Annotated in this window: 22 protein-coding genes; 3 read left to right on the top strand and 19 right to left on the bottom strand. The window is 39.8% G+C overall.

The genetic code is table 11. The annotated features are described in order from the left end of the window. Nucleotides 1-296 precede the first annotated feature (296 nt). From rpsA to prsW, 9 genes are all read right to left on the bottom strand, one after another. The gene (gene rpsA / locus ACTWQL_RS20100) at nucleotides 297-1448 is read right to left on the bottom strand and encodes a 30S ribosomal protein S1 (protein ID WP_443144190.1); all 1152 of its coding nucleotides are present in this window, start codon (nucleotides 1446-1448) and stop codon (nucleotides 297-299) included. Between the two features lie 148 nt (nucleotides 1449-1596). Then, nucleotides 1597-2178 (bottom strand): lysophospholipid acyltransferase family protein, encoded by a 582-nt coding sequence (locus tag ACTWQL_RS20095; RefSeq protein ID WP_443144189.1) that lies wholly within the window; start codon nucleotides 2176-2178, stop codon nucleotides 1597-1599. A gap of 6 nt (nucleotides 2179-2184) precedes the next feature. Next, on the bottom strand, nucleotides 2185-2862 hold the full coding sequence (gene cmk, locus ACTWQL_RS20090; protein WP_443144188.1) for a (d)CMP kinase: 678 nt from the start codon (nucleotides 2860-2862) through the stop codon (nucleotides 2185-2187). A gap of 165 nt (nucleotides 2863-3027) precedes the next feature. Then, nucleotides 3028-3240, bottom strand: a complete 213-nt coding sequence (locus tag ACTWQL_RS20085) for a DUF5359 family protein (RefSeq protein WP_443144187.1) — start codon at nucleotides 3238-3240, stop codon at nucleotides 3028-3030. Nucleotides 3241-3255: 15 nt separating this feature from the next. After that, nucleotides 3256-3513 (bottom strand): hypothetical protein, encoded by a 258-nt coding sequence (locus ACTWQL_RS20080; protein WP_443144186.1) that lies wholly within the window; start codon nucleotides 3511-3513, stop codon nucleotides 3256-3258. Nucleotides 3514-3785: 272 nt separating this feature from the next. After that, complete coding sequence (locus ACTWQL_RS20075; protein WP_443144185.1) at nucleotides 3786-4445, bottom strand: flagellar brake protein; 660 nt, start codon at nucleotides 4443-4445, stop codon at nucleotides 3786-3788. 173 nt (nucleotides 4446-4618) lie between these two features. Beyond that, a complete protein-coding gene (gene ypeB / locus ACTWQL_RS20070; protein WP_443144184.1) occupies nucleotides 4619-5968 on the bottom strand; it encodes a germination protein YpeB in 1350 nt (449 codons plus the stop codon). Nucleotides 5969-5983: 15 nt separating this feature from the next. Next, nucleotides 5984-6844 carry a spore cortex-lytic enzyme gene (gene sleB / locus ACTWQL_RS20065; RefSeq protein WP_443144183.1) on the bottom strand — a complete coding sequence of 287 codons (861 nt, stop codon included), beginning with the start codon at nucleotides 6842-6844 and terminating at the stop codon, nucleotides 5984-5986. Between the two features lie 198 nt (nucleotides 6845-7042). Next, entirely contained in the window at nucleotides 7043-7723 is a 681-nt protein-coding gene (prsW, locus tag ACTWQL_RS20060) for a glutamic-type intramembrane protease PrsW (RefSeq protein WP_443144182.1), read from the bottom strand. Between the two features lie 487 nt (nucleotides 7724-8210). Here prsW and ACTWQL_RS20055 point away from each other — a divergent pair, with 487 nt between their 5' ends. Next, nucleotides 8211-9185 carry an asparaginase gene (locus ACTWQL_RS20055; protein WP_443144181.1) on the top strand — a complete coding sequence of 325 codons (975 nt, stop codon included), beginning with the start codon at nucleotides 8211-8213 and terminating at the stop codon, nucleotides 9183-9185. A gap of 180 nt (nucleotides 9186-9365) precedes the next feature. Continuing rightward, entirely contained in the window at nucleotides 9366-9521 is a 156-nt protein-coding gene (locus ACTWQL_RS20050) for a hypothetical protein (protein ID WP_443144180.1), read from the top strand. Between the two features lie 99 nt (nucleotides 9522-9620). Here ACTWQL_RS20050 and ACTWQL_RS20045 read toward each other — a convergent pair whose 3' ends face one another. The 6 genes from ACTWQL_RS20045 to ACTWQL_RS20020 all read right to left on the bottom strand — a co-directional run bounded on the left by ACTWQL_RS20045 (nucleotide 9621) and on the right by ACTWQL_RS20020 (nucleotide 15139). Then, on the bottom strand, nucleotides 9621-10610 hold the full coding sequence (locus ACTWQL_RS20045; RefSeq protein ID WP_443144179.1) for a YpdA family putative bacillithiol disulfide reductase: 990 nt from the start codon (nucleotides 10608-10610) through the stop codon (nucleotides 9621-9623). Nucleotides 10611-10919: 309 nt separating this feature from the next. Then, the gene (locus ACTWQL_RS20040) at nucleotides 10920-12200 is read right to left on the bottom strand and encodes a Glu/Leu/Phe/Val family dehydrogenase (protein WP_443144178.1); all 1281 of its coding nucleotides are present in this window, start codon (nucleotides 12198-12200) and stop codon (nucleotides 10920-10922) included. A 260-nt stretch (nucleotides 12201-12460) separates the two neighbouring features. Continuing rightward, on the bottom strand, nucleotides 12461-13060 hold the full coding sequence (locus tag ACTWQL_RS20035) for a genetic competence negative regulator (RefSeq protein WP_443144177.1): 600 nt from the start codon (nucleotides 13058-13060) through the stop codon (nucleotides 12461-12463). Between the two features lie 228 nt (nucleotides 13061-13288). After that, nucleotides 13289-14065 (bottom strand): metallophosphoesterase, encoded by a 777-nt coding sequence (locus tag ACTWQL_RS20030; RefSeq protein WP_443144176.1) that lies wholly within the window; start codon nucleotides 14063-14065, stop codon nucleotides 13289-13291. After that, entirely contained in the window at nucleotides 14062-14457 is a 396-nt protein-coding gene (locus ACTWQL_RS20025; RefSeq protein WP_443144175.1) for a hypothetical protein, read from the bottom strand. The genes ACTWQL_RS20030 and ACTWQL_RS20025 overlap by 4 nt, the downstream gene beginning before the upstream one ends. A 49-nt stretch (nucleotides 14458-14506) precedes the next feature. Continuing rightward, nucleotides 14507-15139 carry a CBS domain-containing protein gene (locus ACTWQL_RS20020; protein WP_443144174.1) on the bottom strand — a complete coding sequence of 211 codons (633 nt, stop codon included), beginning with the start codon at nucleotides 15137-15139 and terminating at the stop codon, nucleotides 14507-14509. A 199-nt stretch (nucleotides 15140-15338) separates the two neighbouring features. Here ACTWQL_RS20020 and ACTWQL_RS20015 point away from each other — a divergent pair, with 199 nt between their 5' ends. Continuing rightward, nucleotides 15339-15557, top strand: coding sequence for a hypothetical protein (locus ACTWQL_RS20015; protein ID WP_221565247.1), 219 nt, complete (start codon nucleotides 15339-15341; stop codon nucleotides 15555-15557). A 2-nt stretch (nucleotides 15558-15559) separates the two neighbouring features. On the opposite strand, the gene ACTWQL_RS20010 is transcribed toward ACTWQL_RS20015, so the two are convergent. The 4 genes from ACTWQL_RS20010 to ACTWQL_RS19995 form a co-directional block, all read right to left on the bottom strand. Continuing rightward, nucleotides 15560-16027 carry a DUF2663 family protein gene (locus ACTWQL_RS20010; protein ID WP_443144173.1) on the bottom strand — a complete coding sequence of 156 codons (468 nt, stop codon included), beginning with the start codon at nucleotides 16025-16027 and terminating at the stop codon, nucleotides 15560-15562. Between the two features lie 67 nt (nucleotides 16028-16094). Next, complete coding sequence (locus tag ACTWQL_RS20005; protein WP_443144172.1) at nucleotides 16095-16391, bottom strand: hypothetical protein; 297 nt, start codon at nucleotides 16389-16391, stop codon at nucleotides 16095-16097. A gap of 75 nt (nucleotides 16392-16466) precedes the next feature. After that, a complete protein-coding gene (locus tag ACTWQL_RS20000) occupies nucleotides 16467-17090 on the bottom strand; it encodes a lysostaphin resistance A-like protein (protein ID WP_443144171.1) in 624 nt (207 codons plus the stop codon). Then, the gene (locus tag ACTWQL_RS19995; protein WP_443144170.1) at nucleotides 17083-18579 is read right to left on the bottom strand and encodes a RecQ family ATP-dependent DNA helicase; all 1497 of its coding nucleotides are present in this window, start codon (nucleotides 18577-18579) and stop codon (nucleotides 17083-17085) included. The genes ACTWQL_RS20000 and ACTWQL_RS19995 overlap by 8 nt, the downstream gene beginning before the upstream one ends. Between the last annotated feature and the right edge of the window lie 3 nt (nucleotides 18580-18582).

The following is an 18582-nucleotide window of genomic DNA, read 5'->3' as shown; positions in this document are numbered from 1 at the left end:
GAGATTATTCAGGTAGTAGGCACGCTGATCCCGCAGGACAAGGAAAGTTTCGGCAGCGTTACATCGCACGAAGAAAATGCGATTTTCATTTTCGAGGAGTCTCGCACCTTGCTCTCCAATCAACTTGAACAAGGTGATTTTTTAAAAAATAAATCAAAAGCAACAATCTTTTAGAAAAGATCCTTTCATAAAGCACCTTTAACAGATTGTTGTTTAATGGACACGTTAGAAAATCCGTAAAAAGAAAGAGCTGATCCCGCTTCGAATAGGAAGAAGGATCAGCCCGCTCATTTCACTTATTTATACTTTTTCAATTGGTCGCCAATCATATCTCCAAGTGAGAAACCTGTATTCCCGTCAGTTTCTTTATTGTATTCTGGATCGATTTTTGAAGGACGGTTTTCTTCCTCCAATGTAGCACGGATGCTTAAAGAAACTCTCTTTTCATCAGGGTTGATGTCTAATACTTTCACTTTAACTTTATCCCCTTGATCAAGAACCTCGCTAGGTGTACCGATATGCTTGTTGGCAATTTCAGAAATATGCACAAGCCCTTCTACACCTGGTGCAACTTCAACAAATGCACCGAAAGAAACGAGACGTTTCACTGTTCCGTCGACGACTTGACCTTTTTCAAGAACATCTTTTACATTGTCCCATGGTCCAGGTAGTGTTTCTTTGATGGAAAGTGAAATACGTTCGTTGTCACGATCGACAGAAAGTACCTTGACTTTTACTGTGTCACCTTCATTAACGACTTCAGATGGTGTTTCCACTCGATGATGTGCAAGTTGTGAAATATGGACAAGCCCATCAATCCCGCCGATGTCGACGAATGCACCGAAGTCTGTGAGGCGTTGTACGGTACCTTCCAATACTTGCCCTGCCTCAAGTGATTGAAGCACATCCTGTTTTTGAGATTCTTCTTGCTCTTCTAATACAGCACGATGAGACAAGATAAGTTTATTGTTTTCTTCTTCAAGTTCCACAATCTTGACTTCCAATGTCTTTCCTTTATATGAAGAAAAATCTTCTACAAAGTGTTTTTCAACAAGAGATGCTGGGATGAACCCGCGTACGCCGAGATCGACCACAAGACCGCCTTTGACGACGTCAGCGATTTCGACTTCTAAGGTCTCGTTTTTTTCCTTCGCTTCTTTCAATTCAGACCATGCCTTTTCCGCAGAAATTGCACGCTTTGAAAGAACGAGCTCTTCTTCTGTTAGTTTGATCACCTTTAGAGTCAATGTATCTCCATCAGATAAGACATCACTAACTTTTTCGACATGCAAGCTTGAAAGCTCACTGATCGGCAAGATTCCATCCATCTTATATCCTGCATCGATCAATGCATGTTTTTCCTCAACCTTTGTAACGGTGCCTTCTACAATATCACCGACATCCAAAGGTTTAATTTCTGAAAGTTCTTGATTCATTTCATCAGTCATTGGCTTTACCTCCTTAAGTGTCTAAACGAAGAGAAAAACATTTATTAGACCCTTCACTTATGTGAAAGAGTATGTATAAGGTTCATTTCCCTTTTCTCTAACTTCTTATAAATAGCGGTTTTTGTCAAGTAACTAAACTCCGATATTATTACTTATTCGCTTCGTATAACTTCCGTATTTCTTCCATGATTTTTTCTGTTGCTTCTCTAGCTGAAGCCTTTTGTTCTTTCAATTCAGAAAAATCAATCGGTGTTCCATACACGATTTTCACCGGTTTAAACATTTTGAAAGGACCGATGATTGCACAAGGTACAACTTTTGCATCTGTTTTCAAAGCAAAGAAACCTGCTCCTGCTAATCCATCTGCGATCGATCCGGTCTTACTCCTTGTTCCTTCAGGAAACAGTCCAACTGCTTTCCCGTTGCGTAATAATTCTAACCCTTTTCTTAATGCTTGTTTATCACTCATACCTCTTCGAACAGGAAAAGCGTGGATTTTCGGAAGTATACCTTTCAATACTGGCATGTTAAAAAGCTCAGCCTTTGCCATGAAGTGAACAGTGCGGCCTGATGAACAACCGACCAGCGGGGGATCAAGATAACTGATGTGATTCGAACAGATCAGGACTCCATCCTCTTTAGGAACATTTTCAAGGCCGTTCACTTGTAATTTATATCCAGCTGCGAAGATTCCATTAAAAAAATTACGCCCTAAATTATAGAGATTCACCCGCCATCAAACCCTTTCTCTTTCTCGGACGATCTGAAGGATCGCTTTCACAACCTCGTCAATCGACATTGTCGTCGTATCAAGTTCAATTGCATCTTCCGCTTTCATCAATGGAGATGCTTCCCGTTTAGAGTCCAATTCATCTCGTTGTTCGATTTCCCGCTTAATTTGCTCTAAATCAGAGGGAAGCCCTTTTATGAGGTTTTCGTCGTGTCTTCTTTTCGCTCGCTCGTCAACAGAGGCGATCAGAAAAATTTTAACCTGTGCATCCGGTATGACATGAGTTCCGATATCACGTCCGTCCATGACAACTGGATGCTCTTGGCTTAATTCTTGTTGGCGCTTCACCATTTCTACACGTACGGCGGGATGTTTTGCAACTTCAGAAACATTGTTTGTCACTTCAGACGTTCTGATCTCTTCGGTTACATCTTCCCCATCCAAAACGACGAACTGTTTATCTAACTGTTTTTGCAGATCGATTTTTGTGTTCTCTAAGACATCTTTCAGAGCATTTTCGTCTCTGACATCGATGCCGTTTCGAAGTGCTTTCAAAGTTATGGATCGATACATTGCACCTGTATCAATATAAACAAACGATAATATGTCTGCCACTTTTTTGGCGACAGTACTTTTCCCTGCCCCTGCAGGTCCATCAATTGCAATTTTCATCAAGTTACTCATAGTTCCTCCTGCTTCTGTCAACACATCTGTTTTTATTAATAATTCGAGGCTTTCAACCATTTTTCTACCCAACTCATAGAGAAACTTGGCCCTTTTGAGGAAACCATAAGGCTCCAAGTGCCAAGTTCAACGGTGACATTATCCCTCAAAGTCATTGATACCGAGTCAATTTTCAACCCTTTCATCATACCATAGGAAATTTGAGCGGTCTATCGTTTCGACTGTCTCACCAGTGCTTCCATTCGTAATACCTTCATATTCATACAATTGATTGAAATAGGTACCAATGTTCCAATTGAATATGAGATATTGAGCGACAAGGAGAAAAATGATCTGGCAAACAATCAATTTGATCAAAATACGTTCAAGCAATTTCATGATCGAATCGCATCCTCATAATGGTCTTTTCTCTATCGTTACCAAAACAAGGCTGCTGTTATACAGATTAATTATAATAGGCTCTTTTCTAAAAGATTGGTGCTTTTGAGTCATTATTAAAAACTCACCTTGTGCAAGTTGATTGGAGAGCAAGGTGCGAGACTCCTCGAAAATGAAAATCACATTTTCTTCGTGCGCTGTAACGCTGCCGAAGCTTTCCTTGTCCTGCGGGATCAGCGTGCCTACTACCTGAATAATCTCCTCGCAAGGCATGCGACGAGGAAGCTCGCATCGACAGGACTTTCTTGTAGACGCAGGAGCACAAATGCTTCCTTGATAAGGAGACTCCTGAGGTCGCAAGGCGACGAGTGGGCTCACCGCACGCCCCGCGGAAAGCGAGCATCCTGGAGCGGAAATCAACGACTTTTAAAGAAAACTTGGCGAGGCCAAGCCTTTTGTAGGTCGAGCCTTAGTTGCCCTTATACTGAAGAAAGTATTTTATACTTTCTTTAAGTGCAAGTGCAACAAAGTTTACGAAAACAGCCTTATAATAACCCTTTCTTCTTAAGCATCAGTTGTTCTTCAAAACAGAACCGCAGCATATGTTGTTTGTCTCTCTCTGTGATCTTCATGAACTGCAAAGGTGCTTTATCCCGTTTGCCGTTCTCACCTTTAATGATGCGGATGACTCTAGCCTTTTGCTTTACATATCTGTGCTGGTCTTTCAAGGGCAGTACCATCCAACAATTCACTTCCATGCCTTCCTTCAGTCTGTGTTGCTCAGGTAAAATAATTGCACATCCACCAGCACTTACATCCGAAGTGATCGCTGTAAATGGTTGAAATTGATAATCTGAAGGATGAATCGCAGTATCAATCGATGTATCAACACGAACAAATTCACGCCTTTGAATTTTTTCCAAATTGTTTTCACCAGGAAATGATAAAATCAGTAAAGGTATATGTTCTTTTTTCCGATCGGTCATTTCAGTGCGAAACTTGTAGGTAATTTTCTCTTTTGTCGTGAAATGTGCATAGAACTTTGTCCCTACCATGAAAAATTCCGATTTATTCGTCCGGAGATTGGATGGATATGTAACTAGCAGATGATCTTCCCTTATATCTTCAACCTTACATTGAAACTTTTGTGCTTCTTGTCCGGGTTTCCGGATATCAAGAAAAAGGGTTTCCCCAATTTTGATCATGAAAATCCCCCCTCCCCTTTTTATTTAGCTCAGTGATACGATCTTGTCGATTCACGGAACTCCAATAGATCTGGAAACAACTCAACGTATCATTTAAGAGTTTTATTTAGGTCTATTATCTCATTTTAACAAGAAAAGGAAAAGCAATTTTTGCTTTTCCTTTTACGTGAGTTTTACATGCTGTTGACCGGTGTATTCGGGTCATCGAGTTTTTTCACTTTTTCTTCAAATCCATTATCAGCATTAATGAATATACGGAATGTTTCGTTGCCCATGGTTGCCAAGAATTCATAACAATGCACCTCTTCACCGAGGTCATTTATGATGATTCCCTGGTGTGTTTCCATGATTTTCAGCTTTGGATTCATTTTTCCACGTGCTTCTTGCTGCGACATCGTGGGTGCTGTGATATTGCGATCTTTTTCGCCAAGCAAGTAGTTCATACCTTCATATCCGATAATATCACCGTTATCAAGGGCCACTTTTATCGTTACAGTTTGTGGATAGATACGGACATCACCTTGTTTTTTCACATAGGTGTATATTCCTATGTTCTCATATTGGTCGCTTGTCGTCATTTCCATTTTATCCATTGCATGTTGATTCAGGAACTCGGTAGCTTTTTCGCTTCCTTGATATAAACTGATATTTGACTTTTGTACGTTTCGATCTTCAAGAATCCATGTCGGATGACCGCCTTTTTGGGTCATTTCCATGTAGATGTTAGATTTGCTTTTCGGTTCATTGATTGAAATACGATATGCTTTGTACGGTGACCCTTTTCCATTTTCCTCGACAATCACTTTACTGTTCTTTTCAAGTTTGAGGAATTTGATTGCCAGGTTCTTCGCCTCTTCTTTGCTTATTTCTTTACCGCTCAATGCTTTGTATTTGTTGTCTTCAAATTCATTGATCTTTGTAATTTCCGGTCCCCAGTTCACCTCTGAATAACCTTCGACGGACTTATCCACCGTCTTCAGCCCATCTATGACTGTATTATCTTTTGGGTCCGATTCAGTCGCAAGAGCTAATTCAACGTCCATCCACCTTAAGTTTTCCTTCATGACAGTCGCTTGTACGTCTCTTAGCTCATTTTTGATTTGAGTTGCGTTTTTATGCAATTTCTGAAGTGTAGCATATTCATCATTGGAAAGGGGATTTTTCTCCAAATCTCTAATTGCAATCCGGTAACTGAACTCTCCGATCTTTGTAAGGAATTCTTCTGTTTTGTTGAAAGGTAGCAACGCCAATGGTAATTGTCCCACATCGTTATGTGCTTCAGATGTCAATCGCCAGACCTCAGCGAGCGAAGGAGAGATTTGCTGACGTGAGTTCATCGCCAAAGTAGTCCCTATTTTCTCTTCCAAAGCATCAAAATGGAAGTTCAAATCATGAAATGCTCGCTGATAGTTATTTTCAGCTTCGATAAGAATTGCGTTTTTTTCCTGGTGCTCCTTATATCCCCAATATCCAGTACCGATTACAGCAATCGCCAGTAATGTTATTAGAATCGTTCTGATCATGTCTCTTCACCTCCGTTATTTAGCAAAGATATGCTTTCCAATTTGGGTGACCTGTGAACGTGTCCATATCCAACCCGAGGTTGCAGTATCAGGGTTAAAGTAATAAATACAACCATCTGAAGGGTCCCATCCATTAATCGCATCCATAACGGCTTTCTTTGCTTGTTTATTCGGCGTAAGCCAAATTTGACCATCTGCTACAGCTGTAAAAGCGCCAGGTTCAAAAATGACACCTGAAATCGTATTTGGAAACGATGAGCTTTCAATACGGTTAAGAATGACTGCGGCAACCGCTACTTGTCCAATGTACGGTTCACCACGAGCTTCACCATAAACAGCGTTCGCCATCAATTGAATATCATTCTCCGAATAACCGCTTGGAACGTTTTTTCCTTGTTTAGGTTTTTGAGCTTGCTTTTTAGGTTGTGCTTTACCTCCCTGGCCAGAAGGCTGTTTTTTAGCAGGAGCTTTTCCTTTTTCAGCCTGCTGATCCAAAGGTGTCCCACCGTAGTGGGTAAAATCTCTCCCTTTCCTGATATTCTTTTTTACGTAACTTTCGTGATACTTAGAAGCATTCGCCAGCTTCAATTTTGTCGTTGCACCTGCCAGACCATCAACCTTTAAACCAAACTCATACTGAAAGTTTCGCAGGGCCCAATATGTTCCCCAACCGAAAACACCATCGATGTTTCCATTATAATAGCCTAAATATTGTAATCTTGATTGGAGCTCAATTACATCTTCTCCCGTTGCGCCATGCTGAATCACTTGAGCGGTAAACGCGTTGGTATCATCAACATACACAGCACTTAACAACGGAATGACCAATAGTATCAATGATAAGCATACTTTCACGCACAATTTTCCACTTTTCATCATTACAGCCTCCTGTTGCATCCTGTATAACTTTTCAATGTTCGTAGTTTCTGTCATTGAAGGGATTTTATACAAAGGCTTTGTTATACTTTATTGTTGATTTTTGCGAAATTCACTCTCTTTCTGCAGGCAGATAAGCAAACATAAAAAAACCGGGTCATCCTATGGACAACCAGGTTCGATGATAGGCATATATAGTTATTGTGCATGTTTTTGTTGTTGATGATTTTCCTGTGACATATCCTGTGCGTACTTGATTTTCCTAAGGCCTAACCACCATAAGAAAATCATGAATGGAAGCATGACGAGCACCCATTTTTTCATCAAGGATAAAATAATATAGTCATAAAATCCGTGAAAGAAAATCGGAACTACTAATGATGCTAATATGAACGATTGTTTTACACGCTTGTTGTCAGAGGATTTCCCACGCGAAAGATAATATCCCATGATCACCCCGAACAACGCATGGCTTGGAACGGGTAACAATGCTCTCATTAACGCGGTTTCAACACCATTGGTAAACAAATAGAGAACATTTTCAGCGGTTGCGAAGCCTAATGAAAGCGACACACCATAAATGATCCCATCATATGGCTCATTGAATTCAATATGTTGGTATGCTGTGAAATAAAGTAGGAACCATTTGAAAAACTCCTCAAAGAAGCCAGAAACGATGAAAGCATCAGCCCACTCAGCAACTTGCATCTCTTCATAAATACCGAACTGCAACACCATTACAGGAAACACAAGAAGAATCCCAATTATGAAGGTTCGTAACACCATTAAAATCGGCTCAGGTTTATATTTTTCTTTTAAATAGAAAAATGACAGCAAGGCGAGACCTGGGGCGATCCCTGCCGATATGACCGTAAACATTTACATCGTCCCGTTTCCATCCATTTTTTACTATCGTATCACGAACAACGATGATTTTGTTAAGCTGTTTTCTAAAAGTTTATTACTAATGAATCCTTTTAAAGTGATTTAAGGTTGATAAGAATCTGATAAGGGGTGGAAATATAAGAGACTCATACGGGAATATCGAGCCAGACAAGCCCCCACAGCGAATTAAAGGTCTTCGACTAACAACCACCACGTCCTGCGCCTGCGGTTACTCGGCGCAAAACTGCAAAGTTGGATTTTAACTCCGTGGTCTTGTGGTGAACGTCAAAGCCACCACATCCTGTGGAAGTAAGCGAGGATGCTTGCGGATCGCCCGCGGAAAGCGAGTATATTTCCACGTTATTATAAAGGAACTTGTGAAAGACTTTATTTTATTTATTATCGGTCAATTTAGACTCACGTGTACAAAACATGGTATCTTAAATCTTGAATAAACTTTTTGGAACGAGGTGTAAACTCAATGAAAGAAATTCTAGTCATACATACTGGCGGAACAATCGCAATGAGTGAAGATAAAGAAACAGGAAAAGTCATTCCGGGTGATGTCAATCCCCTTCACGAAACCTATGCCCTGCTTTCACAAATTGCCAAGGTAACGATGGATGATTTTCTAAACCTTCCTTCACCTCATATCACCCCGGAACATATGATCAGTCTTTCAAATTATATACACAGGAAAGTCAAGGAGAACTCGTTTGATGGCGTTGTTATCACTCACGGTACAGATACATTGGAGGAAACAGCCTATTTGCTCGATCTTCTTCATGGTGATGAAATACCTGTCATCGTAACAGGGGCAATGCGTTCGAGTAATGAGCTCGGTTCAGACGGACCCCATAATCTCATTACATCCGTCAGAACGGCAGCGAGTGATGAAGCAAAAGGAAAAGGGGTTTTAGTCGTTTTCAATGACGAAATCCATGCTGCAAAAAATGCGACTAAGACTCATACAAGTAATATTGCAACATTCCAAAGCCCACAATCTGGTCCTATCGGGATTGTCACAAAACGTGGTGTCTTTTTCCATCATAACCTCGTTCATCGGGAACATTATGAAACAATAGGACTTTCAAAAAATGTTGTTCTTTTAAAAGCTTATGCAGGCATGCAAAAGGATCTTCTTCAAGCTGTCCGTACCATGAATTTAGATGGACTTGTCATCGAAGCACTTGGTCAAGGAAATTTACCGCCTGCATTAATGGAGGAAATCAATCATTTTATACAAAATCAAATTCCGATTGTCATGGTTTCACGCTGTTTCAACGGAATTGTCCAGGACATTTACAGTTATGATGGTGGAGGTCGTAAACTTAAAGAATCTGGTGTCATCTTGACGAACGGATTGAATGGACCAAAAGCCAGACTGAAGTTAATGGTCACTCTTGAAATGGGCTTGAATATGGAACAGTTATCAGAAGCTTTTTCTTCAAATTAAGGCTGTTTTCGAAACTTTGTCGCTCTTTAAAGTATTTGATTTCCGCTCAGGTGCTCGCTTTCCACGGGGTATGCGGTGAGCCCACTCGTCGCCTTGCGATCTCAGGAGTCTCCTTTTCAAGGAAGCATTTGTGCTCCTGCGTCTACAAGAAAGTCCTGTCGAAGCGAGCTTCCTCGTCGCATGCCTTGCGAGGAGATTATTCAGGTAGTAGGCACGCTGATCCCGCAGGACAAGGAAAGCTTCGGCAGCGTTACATCGCACGAAGAAAATGCGATTTTCATTTTCGAGGAGTCTCGCACCTTGCTCTCTAATCAACTTGCACAAGGTGGTTTTTAAAATAACTCAAAAGCAACAATCTTTTAGAAAAAAGCCAATTGATAAAGAATATATTTTATACTTTCTTAAAGTACAGGAAAAGGGACTGAACCAAATCGGTCAGTCCCACTTTTTATTCCTATTCATTATTTCATTTGCGATCAAACCACCATGGAACCGGCCATTTTCAATGAAGATTTCATTAGCGTTATTCCCGGCTGCAATCACACCTGAAATGAAGATACCGTTAACGTTCGTTTCCATCGTTTCAGGATTGAACAACGGTCTTCCCGTTTCCTCTTCGATCCCTACACCCATTTTTGTCAAGAATGAATGGTCAGGATGGTAACCAGTCATAGCAAACACAAAATCATTCGCGATTTCTTTCTGTTCTCCATTCACCTCATAAATCAAAGACTGTTCTTTGATTTCGATTACTTTTGCGTTGAATTCCATCTTCACCTTTTCATGGCGGACTAAAGCTTCGAATTCCGGCAAGATCCATGGCTTGATACTGCTTGAATACTCAGAGCCTCTATATAATACAGTAACTCTAGCCCCTACTTTTTCCAATTCAAGTGCTGCATCTACTGCTGAGTTTTTCCCCCCGATGACGACTACATCACGATCAAAGTATGGATGTGCTTCTTTAAAATAATGAAGTACCTTATCCAGGTCTTCTCCTTGGACACCCATGTAATTTGGATGGTCATAATATCCGGTTGCAATGATAACGTAAGGTGTTTCATATGTCTGTTCTTCATCATTCTGTTTTTTTGATCGGACGACAAAAGAGCCGTTTTCCTGCTTCTCTACGACTAGAACTTTTTCAAATGCATGCACCGTAAGTTTTTTTCTTTTAACAACTTCACGGTAGTAAGAAAGTGCCTGGTTACGTTTAGGTTTTCTTTGTTCAATAACAAATGGGACATTTCCGATTTCAAGCTTTTCACTTGTACTGAAAAACTGTTGATGTGTCGGGTAATTATAAATTGAATTGACAATGTTCCCTTTTTCGATAACGATTGGTTTCAGACCTATTTCCTCTAAAGCAATCGCTGCAGAAAGACCGCAGGGACCACCGCCGACAATGATCGCGTCAGCTTGCATGGTTTCTTCACTCCTAATGGCTACTACATTCTATATTATTCAACTTATTTGAGCTGTTAAGCAATAAGATTATTATTGTTTTTCACAATCCTATCGAATGGGCTTGAGAAATATACTCGTCTCATCACCTTCATTCCTTTTGACAATCAATATCTAAAATGAGGTTTATAAAGAAAGGCTGTTTTCGCAAACTTTGTTGCTCTTGCACTTAAAGAAAGTATTTTATACTTTCTTTAAATGCAAACAAAAATCCCCGTATCATACATAATGATGATAGGGGATTTCTTCGTTTGTTTCAACCGAATTGCTTTAGATCCATCCTCGAAAACGAGATGCTTCAGCCATTTTACGTACACCTACCATATAAGCGGCAAGACGCATGTTGACTTTACGGTTGGTTGCTGTCGTTAAGATATTATTGAATGCTTTTACCATCACTTGCTCAAGCTTTTCTTCAACTTCTTCTTCATTCCAATAGTATCCTTGATTATTTTGAACCCATTCAAAGTAAGAAACCGTTACACCGCCTGCACTTGCAAGTACATCTGGTACGAGCAGGATGTCACGTTCTGTAAGGATGTTTGTCGCTTCTATTGTCGTTGGACCATTTGCCGCTTCTACGACAATCGATGCTTTTATGTCATGTGCATTATGTTTTGTAATCTGATTCTCAATTGCTGCTGGAACGAGAATATCACAATCCAATTCGAGTAGTTCCTGGTTTGTGATTGTATCTTTGAACAATTTCGTCACTGTTCCGAAACTGTCACGACGATCAAGAAGATAATCAATATCCAAACCTTCAGGGTCATGCAATCCGCCATAAGCATCTGAAATACCGATAACTTTCGCTCCGGCATCGTACATGAACTTCGCCAGGAAGCTTCCGGCATTACCGAATCCCTGGATGACGACTCTCGCACCTTCAAGGTTGATGCCTTTTTTCTTCGCGGCCTCCCGAATGCAAATCGTAACGCCTTTAGCGGTTGCTGATTCACGTCCGTGGGAACCACCAAGAACCAATGGTTTTCCTGTGATGAACCCTGGTGAATCGAATTCACGGATTCGGCTGTATTCATCCATCATCCATGCCATGATTTGAGAGTTAGTGAACACATCTGGCGCTGGAATATCTTTTGTCGGACCGACAATCTGACTTATTGCACGGACATATCCTCGGCTCAATCGTTCTAATTCGCGGAATGACATATCGCGCGGATCACATATAATACCGCCTTTACCTCCACCATACGGTAAGTCGACAATACCTGCCTTCAAACTCATCCAAATAGATAAAGCTTTTACTTCCGTTTCAGTTACATTTGGATGGAATCGTACTCCACCTTTTGTTGGTCCTACTGCATCATTGTGCTGGGCACGATATCCAGTGAATATTTTTATAGAACCATCATCCATCCGGACTGGGATCCGGACTGTCATGAGGCGGACTGGTTCTTTTAGAAGCTCATATACTTCTTCCGGATAACCTAGCTTATCTAATGCATCATTAATTACTGTTTGTGTAGATAATAATACGTTGTCTTGTCCATTTTTTTCTTGTTCATTATCTGAAGTATTTTTGGCAGACATGGTTTACCTCCCGTGATAATACCAAATAAGTATGATTTCAATTTCTCAATGCATAGTATACACCCTACTTGTCGTATTGAGAAGTGATATCTGCAAGTTTTCCGCTTATATTTTGTAACCGCTTTCTTCCATATTTTCTGCTTATTTATTATCAATACCCTTAAAGATGAAAATTTAACTCAACTTTAAATATAACTTGAAGGTATAGCACAAATATTCAAAAGGGCTAGGCACTTTTCATATCGGCCAGCCCAGAGCTTTCATTCATTGTTTTTCAGAAAAAATTCATTGATCTGTTCCATGGCTTTCTCTTCCATGATCAACTTTCCATACTCTCTCACTCGCCACTTTGTGATGGTGGAAGGACTTCCGAATTCAGATAAAAGTGCGACGAACATATTGACATCTAGAAATTCATATTCCTCTTCCTCGAATGAAACGAAATAATGTCCGTTATAATAAGTAATTTCCCCACCAGTGATCCCTAATTGATGCACTCGTGAAGTTAGTGCGATGATGTCGTCGAAATGTTTGAATTCATAAATGACATCATCACTTATATCCATTGTCACTTGAAGTTCCAGATATTCATCATCGTAATCATCATCCTCACTCGTAGGTTGACCTTTCGTGACAATGACGACCATCCCTTGTGCAGGCAGCGAAAAAACTTCGACGGCTATCGGACCATCTGCTTTAAATCCAAGTTCATCATCTGCTTCTAACATCATATCCCTAAACAATTCGTGCACTTTTGGTAAGTCTTGCCACATTTCTTCTTTCGAGATGCCGCGCTCGTCTAAATCGTCCAATGTTAAAAACACTTTTATTTTGTTATATGTTAAACGCTCCAGTCGCATATATGGTCCTCCTCAACAGCAATACTCCACCCTTTCTTTACACTATATGATGGCGATTTACAGAAGGTTCTTCGTGGTCAGGTAGTTCTGAAAAGATCTGCATCGGGCATTAACAGGAACTCTTTTAGTAAAGACTGTGTTCTCATAAATTGTTGTTTTTTAGTTTGGAATATACTCGCGTTCCGCGGGCTATCCGCAAGCCCCTTAGTCAGAAATCAACTTTATCATTTACAAAGTTTTTCTATAAAAAGTGAACACATGAGATTCTGCTGGTGCACAAAGTCTTAATGGAAGTTTTGTATAGCCGAAACCATTGCTTATGAATAGTTTTGTATGTGGATATTCTTTAAAGCCTCCTCTTTCTGCGATCCCCCATTTGAAAAGACGAATTTGTCCTCCATGGGTATGTCCGCTCAGGACGAAGCCGATTCGATGCTCGTTGTTAACCTTTTCAATGACCGACGGATTATGGCTGATGAGGATTTTAAAGCTTGTATTACTATCATCTGCATCGGAAACTGCTAAATCCAGATCATCCCTTTCCACGGTCGGATCATCTACTCCTATAAGGGTCAATGTATCATCTCCAGATTCAAACCTGGCACATGTATTATCAAGGAGCGTCACACCTTTTTCCCTTAAAAGGACATCCAAGTTTCGAAAATCCACTTCATAATCATTATTCCCCCACACGAAATAATTAGGTGCGATCTTTGACAGCTGGTCCAAATTTTTGGAAACACGCTCGAACGGTACGCCTTTTTCCATCAAATCTCCACCAATTACTACTATGTCAATCGGCTCTTTCAATTGGTCAAGCAGTTTATCATCGATCACCCTGGTGTGGATATCAGATATAAAAAAAACCTTTAAGCCATTGAAGCTTTCAGGAAAATTTTCTAAAGAGAGCTCATGATTTTTTACGACGATTTGATGGGCTTCATACCACATATAAAAAAGCAGCAGCAAACCAATGCCCATCACTAGAAAAAAAGTAATGATCATTCTGCACCTTCCTGTCTCCGTTCGTGAACATTAGATTGAGATAACGAAATGATACCATAAATAACGGAACAAGGTAAGAAAATCAACATTAGAAGCTCATTTATCTGATAAAGCAGGTATACACTGCATGTTACCAGTGCAATGTACAGTAGCGGCACCATCAATGAGCGAAGTCTTCGTTTTCTGAAATCTGTGATGACCGTTTTGATCGCAATCCCATATGCTAAAACACCAATGAGGATCAGAAAGGCTGAATAAACGAAATGCATGGGGTTCATAATCAAATTTGCCACCCACACCATGAATTGGTCATAAGATGAAGTTGGTATGTCATTCACGACTGTATATAAGGAAAAATATCCGATAAGTAATGCCATGATCCGTTTAAACACAAAAAATCCCTCCCCTATACCGTATGAAAAGGGAAGGAATTTCATGTTGTCAATCTTCCTTGATATCAAGAATCCGGAATCCAGATGACTCAAGCTTTTTTATGAATTTATCAATGTTCTGCTGCTTTTCAACTTTCATGACGATTCTTCTTACGAACTTATCTGATTCGTCAAAGGTCGCAAGTGAAATGATATTTTCATGGAATTGTTTCGCAATTTCTGCAAGCCGGGCAATACGTCCTTCTGCTTCTGATGATGAAAATGAAATCCTGACACCTTTTCGGTTCATACCAAAAGCACTTTGGAATTGTTCGAGTGCATCATATCGGGTAATGATCCCTTTCAATTCTCCAGCCTCGTCGACAACTGCTAACAACGGGCGGTCCTTGACGGACAAAAGGATTTTTTCAAATACTTCTTCTTCATCAATGAAATCATCTTTATGGTCCGCAACATCTCCAGCAACAGTGGACTTGAGGAAATCCTGACGATCTGAACCGGATTCGAAGTATGCCTTATAGATTTTGTTCAAAGTGACAATTCCAGCATATTGCGTTCCATTGACCACAGGCATCCCATCGATTTGATATTGATTCAACTTATGTAGTACATCTTCCAACGTATCTGAATTTTTAGCGACATATGTTTTCGCTTTCGGTAACATGATACTTTTGACAAACATGATTATCCCCCCTAATAAAATGACTACCTTAATGTTTTCGCTAAGATAATAGGTAATTCCTACTAAGTGTTCAAACTTTTTATTTTTTATCAGAATATTTCAACAATATAGGTTGAAAAATATGTAAATTTCAATTAAGATTAAACTAAGAATTTAAGTATAAAAAATTCAAAAAATTAAAGTTAGGAGAGGACACACCATGACCATATCCAAGTTTACGAATAAATCTCTCGTTCTAGATCAGGATTTGGAATACAGCCAGAAGATCGGACTCCCAGTTGAAGTATTTTGTATGAAAGAGTATGAAACAGTAGCGTTTGGCAGGATACAATTGATTACGAAAGATCATGTGCAAATAAATGACCAACTCTTTTGCAGAAGCGAGAATGCCTTTTTCGGCTGCCCTTGTCCCATGTAGTATCATTTGTGATATAAGTTGACATCATGTTCCCGTTTCAGCCAATCAAACACCTCATGTCTATGTTTCCATGGAACTGGTTTTTCCCACAGTTCTTCTCCTCGTTCAATGGTTGCTATTCTTAATTCTTCGTACTCGTTTTCAGCCTTGGTATGCTTTTTCTTGCAATGGATCATTTGGACAATACTAAAAATTCCAATAATACAGAGCGTGAGTAACAGTTTATCCTGCGATAGGTATCCGATCACATTTCGATTCATCAGAAACATGGTTCCAAAGGCTGGCAGCTTGTAGAAATAGATGTATACCAAGCTGAAAAAAAGCACGAGGAATAAAGATAAAGACCATTTCAAAACCAATTGCTCAAATCGTTTCTCTTTTGTCCTGCGTTCTATGAGGTTCTTCACTACTTCCAACGTCACTTCAGAAACTAAATACTGTTTGAACTTCCAATACTGTAAACCATCCATTTAGATTCCCTCCTATTCAAAACTATGCTAGGAGGGAATTAGGTATACATCAGTCACAGGATGTTTTTCAATTGACGATATTGATGGGATGAATACCGTCTTTTTTTATTTCCTGAATTGGCATTTCATAGGTTAAGTAATACACGATAAAAACAATCATACATATGAAAGCGATGGCGATTCCACGGGAAACCCATAGGTAGGTTTTATCTGGTTGATTCGTCTCTTTCGTTTGCCCTTTACTCTGTGAATGTTTTTCGCTTCTTGGAGGAAGGTTCAGTATATCTACCTCTTCGTTATCAGTAGCACTCTCATCATTATTGACTTTTTCACGTAAAATCGATGCTTGATCTTGCAGCTGCACGTAGATGCTCCTCCTTTTATCAAAAGCTTTGTGCTTTGTGCTTTAAGCTAAGTTCACCACACACATGCTTCACTTTCAGAAAGAATCATCGTTCCATTCCTGATTCTTAAAACTTACAGAAAAAAGGTTGTTCCGGATAATCAGTCCTAATAGGAAATCGATCGAAACATGGATAAAAATAGGAATCAGTAAATTCCCTGTAATAATGAAGATGCCACCTAACAAAAAACTGAGCGCTGTCGCAAATAGCAATAACACAGGTTTGGTGATATAACGGATATGTAAGAGCGCAAACAACAAACTTGCCGGAACATACCCGATATTCGTCTGTAAAACACCACGGAACAACAATTCTTCACAAATCCCAATGACAATCGTGATCACTAACAAATGGATATACGTAATGTTCGAAAATATTCTTTCATTGATTCCACCATCATCGATCAACCGTCGCGGTGCCTTTTTCCATAACATAACGTCTGCCAGCACAACAAGAATGATAACTGGAACCGACCAAATGAGAATAGCTCCCCATTCCATCTTGAATAGAACCAACCAGTCAGCAAAACCCTGGTTAAAGAAGAAGGATAAGATCACAGTCGATAATAGAAAAATTCCTTGCGTGAAATACAAATTCAAATACAGTTCACGCTGGGATAAAGACTGTATGAGTTCTTTCTGATTCAATTGTTTAAACATGGATGTTCTCCTGATGGAAGATTAGAGCCAATTCTTCTTCCCAACTGTTCTTTCCACTTTGCTCCGATCTGCCAATTGTAGCTTTGAAGTGTTCAATTGATACTCCACAAATATGACAGCAATTCAATGGTCTTATACTCAACTCTTCTGAAAAAGACTTTAAAATGGATTCCCTTTTACATTCCCTCGACTGGATCCATTTCTTCATATATCGGATCCGTGCCTGCTTTTCTTTAAGTCTCATATCAATGAAAGCTACTAATTTATTTCTCCAATCAAGAAGATCCCTATTTTCTTGCCTGAAAAACAATTCAACATGATATTGGATGAAACGTTCAGCAGTTTCTGTGAGGTCTAAGTAACGCATTCCTTCTTGGAATGATCCTCGTTCCGGTTCGTCCTTGTTTACGCAATAGATCAAGTCATCGATATCACGCTCTGATGGTAATTCTGAAGTGATAAGGCGTTCAGGAATGAAATCATCATCTTCATGATAAAGTATCAAAGCCAAACTTTGTTCTCCATCTCTTCCGGCCCTTCCGATCTCTTGCAAATAGGACTCTATATTAGAAGGAAAATGGAAATGGATGACGAATCGAATATCGGATTTATTGATTCCCATTCCAAATGCATTCGTGCAGCATATCACATCGAGTTCGTTATAAATGAATTGTTTTTGTATAAGCAGTCTGTCATCGTTATCCATGCCACCATGATAATAAGCTGTCCGTTCTACTCCATTTCGCTTCAATGTGTCCGTAATCGTTTCAGCTGCATTTCGGCTTGACGTATAGATGAGGCCAGGTCCTTTCAACATTTGGACATACCGGATTAATATGTCCATTTTTTCGATAGCACTGTCAACGATTTCCGTTTGGAGAGCAATATTCGGTCGATCGACGGAGTATATATGCATGACCGGTTCATCAAGCGCTAACAACTTGATGATATCTTCACGAACTTTCACAGTTGCTGTTGCAGTTAAAGCTAAAATAGGCGGCCGCCCCATCTTTTTAGCTGCATCCCCCAGTTTCAGATAATCCGTTCTGAATTCGTGCCCCCACTGAGATATACAATGTGCTTCATCAATGACAAACAAGGATACTTTTATTTTTGAGAGGGCATTATCAAAAAGATCTGACTGCAGTGTCTCCGGGGATACATAAATGATCTTATACCTTGATAGATTCCTAAGGACCGTTTTTCTGTGATCATAGGGCATTCCACTATGAAACGCACATACCCTTTTCTCTCCATTACGCTTTAATTGTTCTACTTGATCTTCCATCAAAGAGATTAGCGGTGATACGACGATGACTGCACCTTCTACGAGATAAGCAGGGAGCTGATAACAAATCGACTTACCCGATCCTGTAGGAAGCATTGCAAATACATCTTTACCATCTAGTACATCTTCTATAATTTCTCTTTGTCCACTGCGAAAGGAACGAAATCCGAACTTTTCATATAAAACGTTAGCAATTGACACTTC

This window comes from Pseudalkalibacillus sp. R45 (genome assembly GCF_052246725.1).
Lineage (GTDB): Bacteria > Bacillota > Bacilli > Bacillales > Fictibacillaceae > Pseudalkalibacillus.
The sequence above is the reverse complement of the archived record's forward strand: the minus strand, read 5'-3'. Positions and strand labels throughout refer to the sequence as shown.

Excerpts from the sequence above, each read along its gene's own strand:
- ACTWQL_RS20040 (WP_443144178.1), bottom strand. The coding sequence starts at position 12,200 with ATGTCTGCCAAAAATACTTCAGATAATGAACAAGAAAAAAATGGACAA.
- ypeB (WP_443144184.1), bottom strand. The coding sequence starts at position 5,968 with ATGATCAGAACGATTCTAATAACATTACTGGCGATTGCTGTAATCGGT.
- sleB (WP_443144183.1), bottom strand. The coding sequence starts at position 6,844 with ATGAAAAGTGGAAAATTGTGCGTGAAAGTATGCTTATCATTGATACTA.
- prsW (WP_443144182.1), bottom strand. The coding sequence starts at position 7,723 with ATGTTTACGGTCATATCGGCAGGGATCGCCCCAGGTCTCGCCTTGCTG.
- ACTWQL_RS20080 (WP_443144186.1), bottom strand. The coding sequence starts at position 3,513 with ATGCCTTGCGAGGAGATTATTCAGGTAGTAGGCACGCTGATCCCGCAG.
- ACTWQL_RS20020 (WP_443144174.1), bottom strand. The coding sequence starts at position 15,139 with ATGTTTGTCAAAAGTATCATGTTACCGAAAGCGAAAACATATGTCGCT.
- ACTWQL_RS20075 (WP_443144185.1), bottom strand. The coding sequence starts at position 4,445 with ATGATCAAAATTGGGGAAACCCTTTTTCTTGATATCCGGAAACCCGGA.
- ACTWQL_RS20015 (WP_221565247.1), top strand. The coding sequence starts at position 15,339 with ATGACCATATCCAAGTTTACGAATAAATCTCTCGTTCTAGATCAGGAT.
- ACTWQL_RS20030 (WP_443144176.1), bottom strand. The coding sequence starts at position 14,065 with ATGATCATTACTTTTTTTCTAGTGATGGGCATTGGTTTGCTGCTGCTT.
- ACTWQL_RS20000 (WP_443144171.1), bottom strand. The coding sequence starts at position 17,090 with ATGTTTAAACAATTGAATCAGAAAGAACTCATACAGTCTTTATCCCAG.
- ACTWQL_RS20010 (WP_443144173.1), bottom strand. The coding sequence starts at position 16,027 with ATGGATGGTTTACAGTATTGGAAGTTCAAACAGTATTTAGTTTCTGAA.
- cmk (WP_443144188.1), bottom strand. The coding sequence starts at position 2,862 with ATGAGTAACTTGATGAAAATTGCAATTGATGGACCTGCAGGGGCAGGG.
- ACTWQL_RS20035 (WP_443144177.1), bottom strand. The coding sequence starts at position 13,060 with ATGCGACTGGAGCGTTTAACATATAACAAAATAAAAGTGTTTTTAACA.
- ACTWQL_RS20050 (WP_443144180.1), top strand. The coding sequence starts at position 9,366 with ATGCCTTGCGAGGAGATTATTCAGGTAGTAGGCACGCTGATCCCGCAG.
- ACTWQL_RS20045 (WP_443144179.1), bottom strand. The coding sequence starts at position 10,610 with ATGCAAGCTGACGCGATCATTGTCGGCGGTGGTCCCTGCGGTCTTTCT.
- ACTWQL_RS20085 (WP_443144187.1), bottom strand. The coding sequence starts at position 3,240 with ATGAAATTGCTTGAACGTATTTTGATCAAATTGATTGTTTGCCAGATC.
- ACTWQL_RS20055 (WP_443144181.1), top strand. The coding sequence starts at position 8,211 with ATGAAAGAAATTCTAGTCATACATACTGGCGGAACAATCGCAATGAGT.
- rpsA (WP_443144190.1), bottom strand. The coding sequence starts at position 1,448 with ATGACTGATGAAATGAATCAAGAACTTTCAGAAATTAAACCTTTGGAT.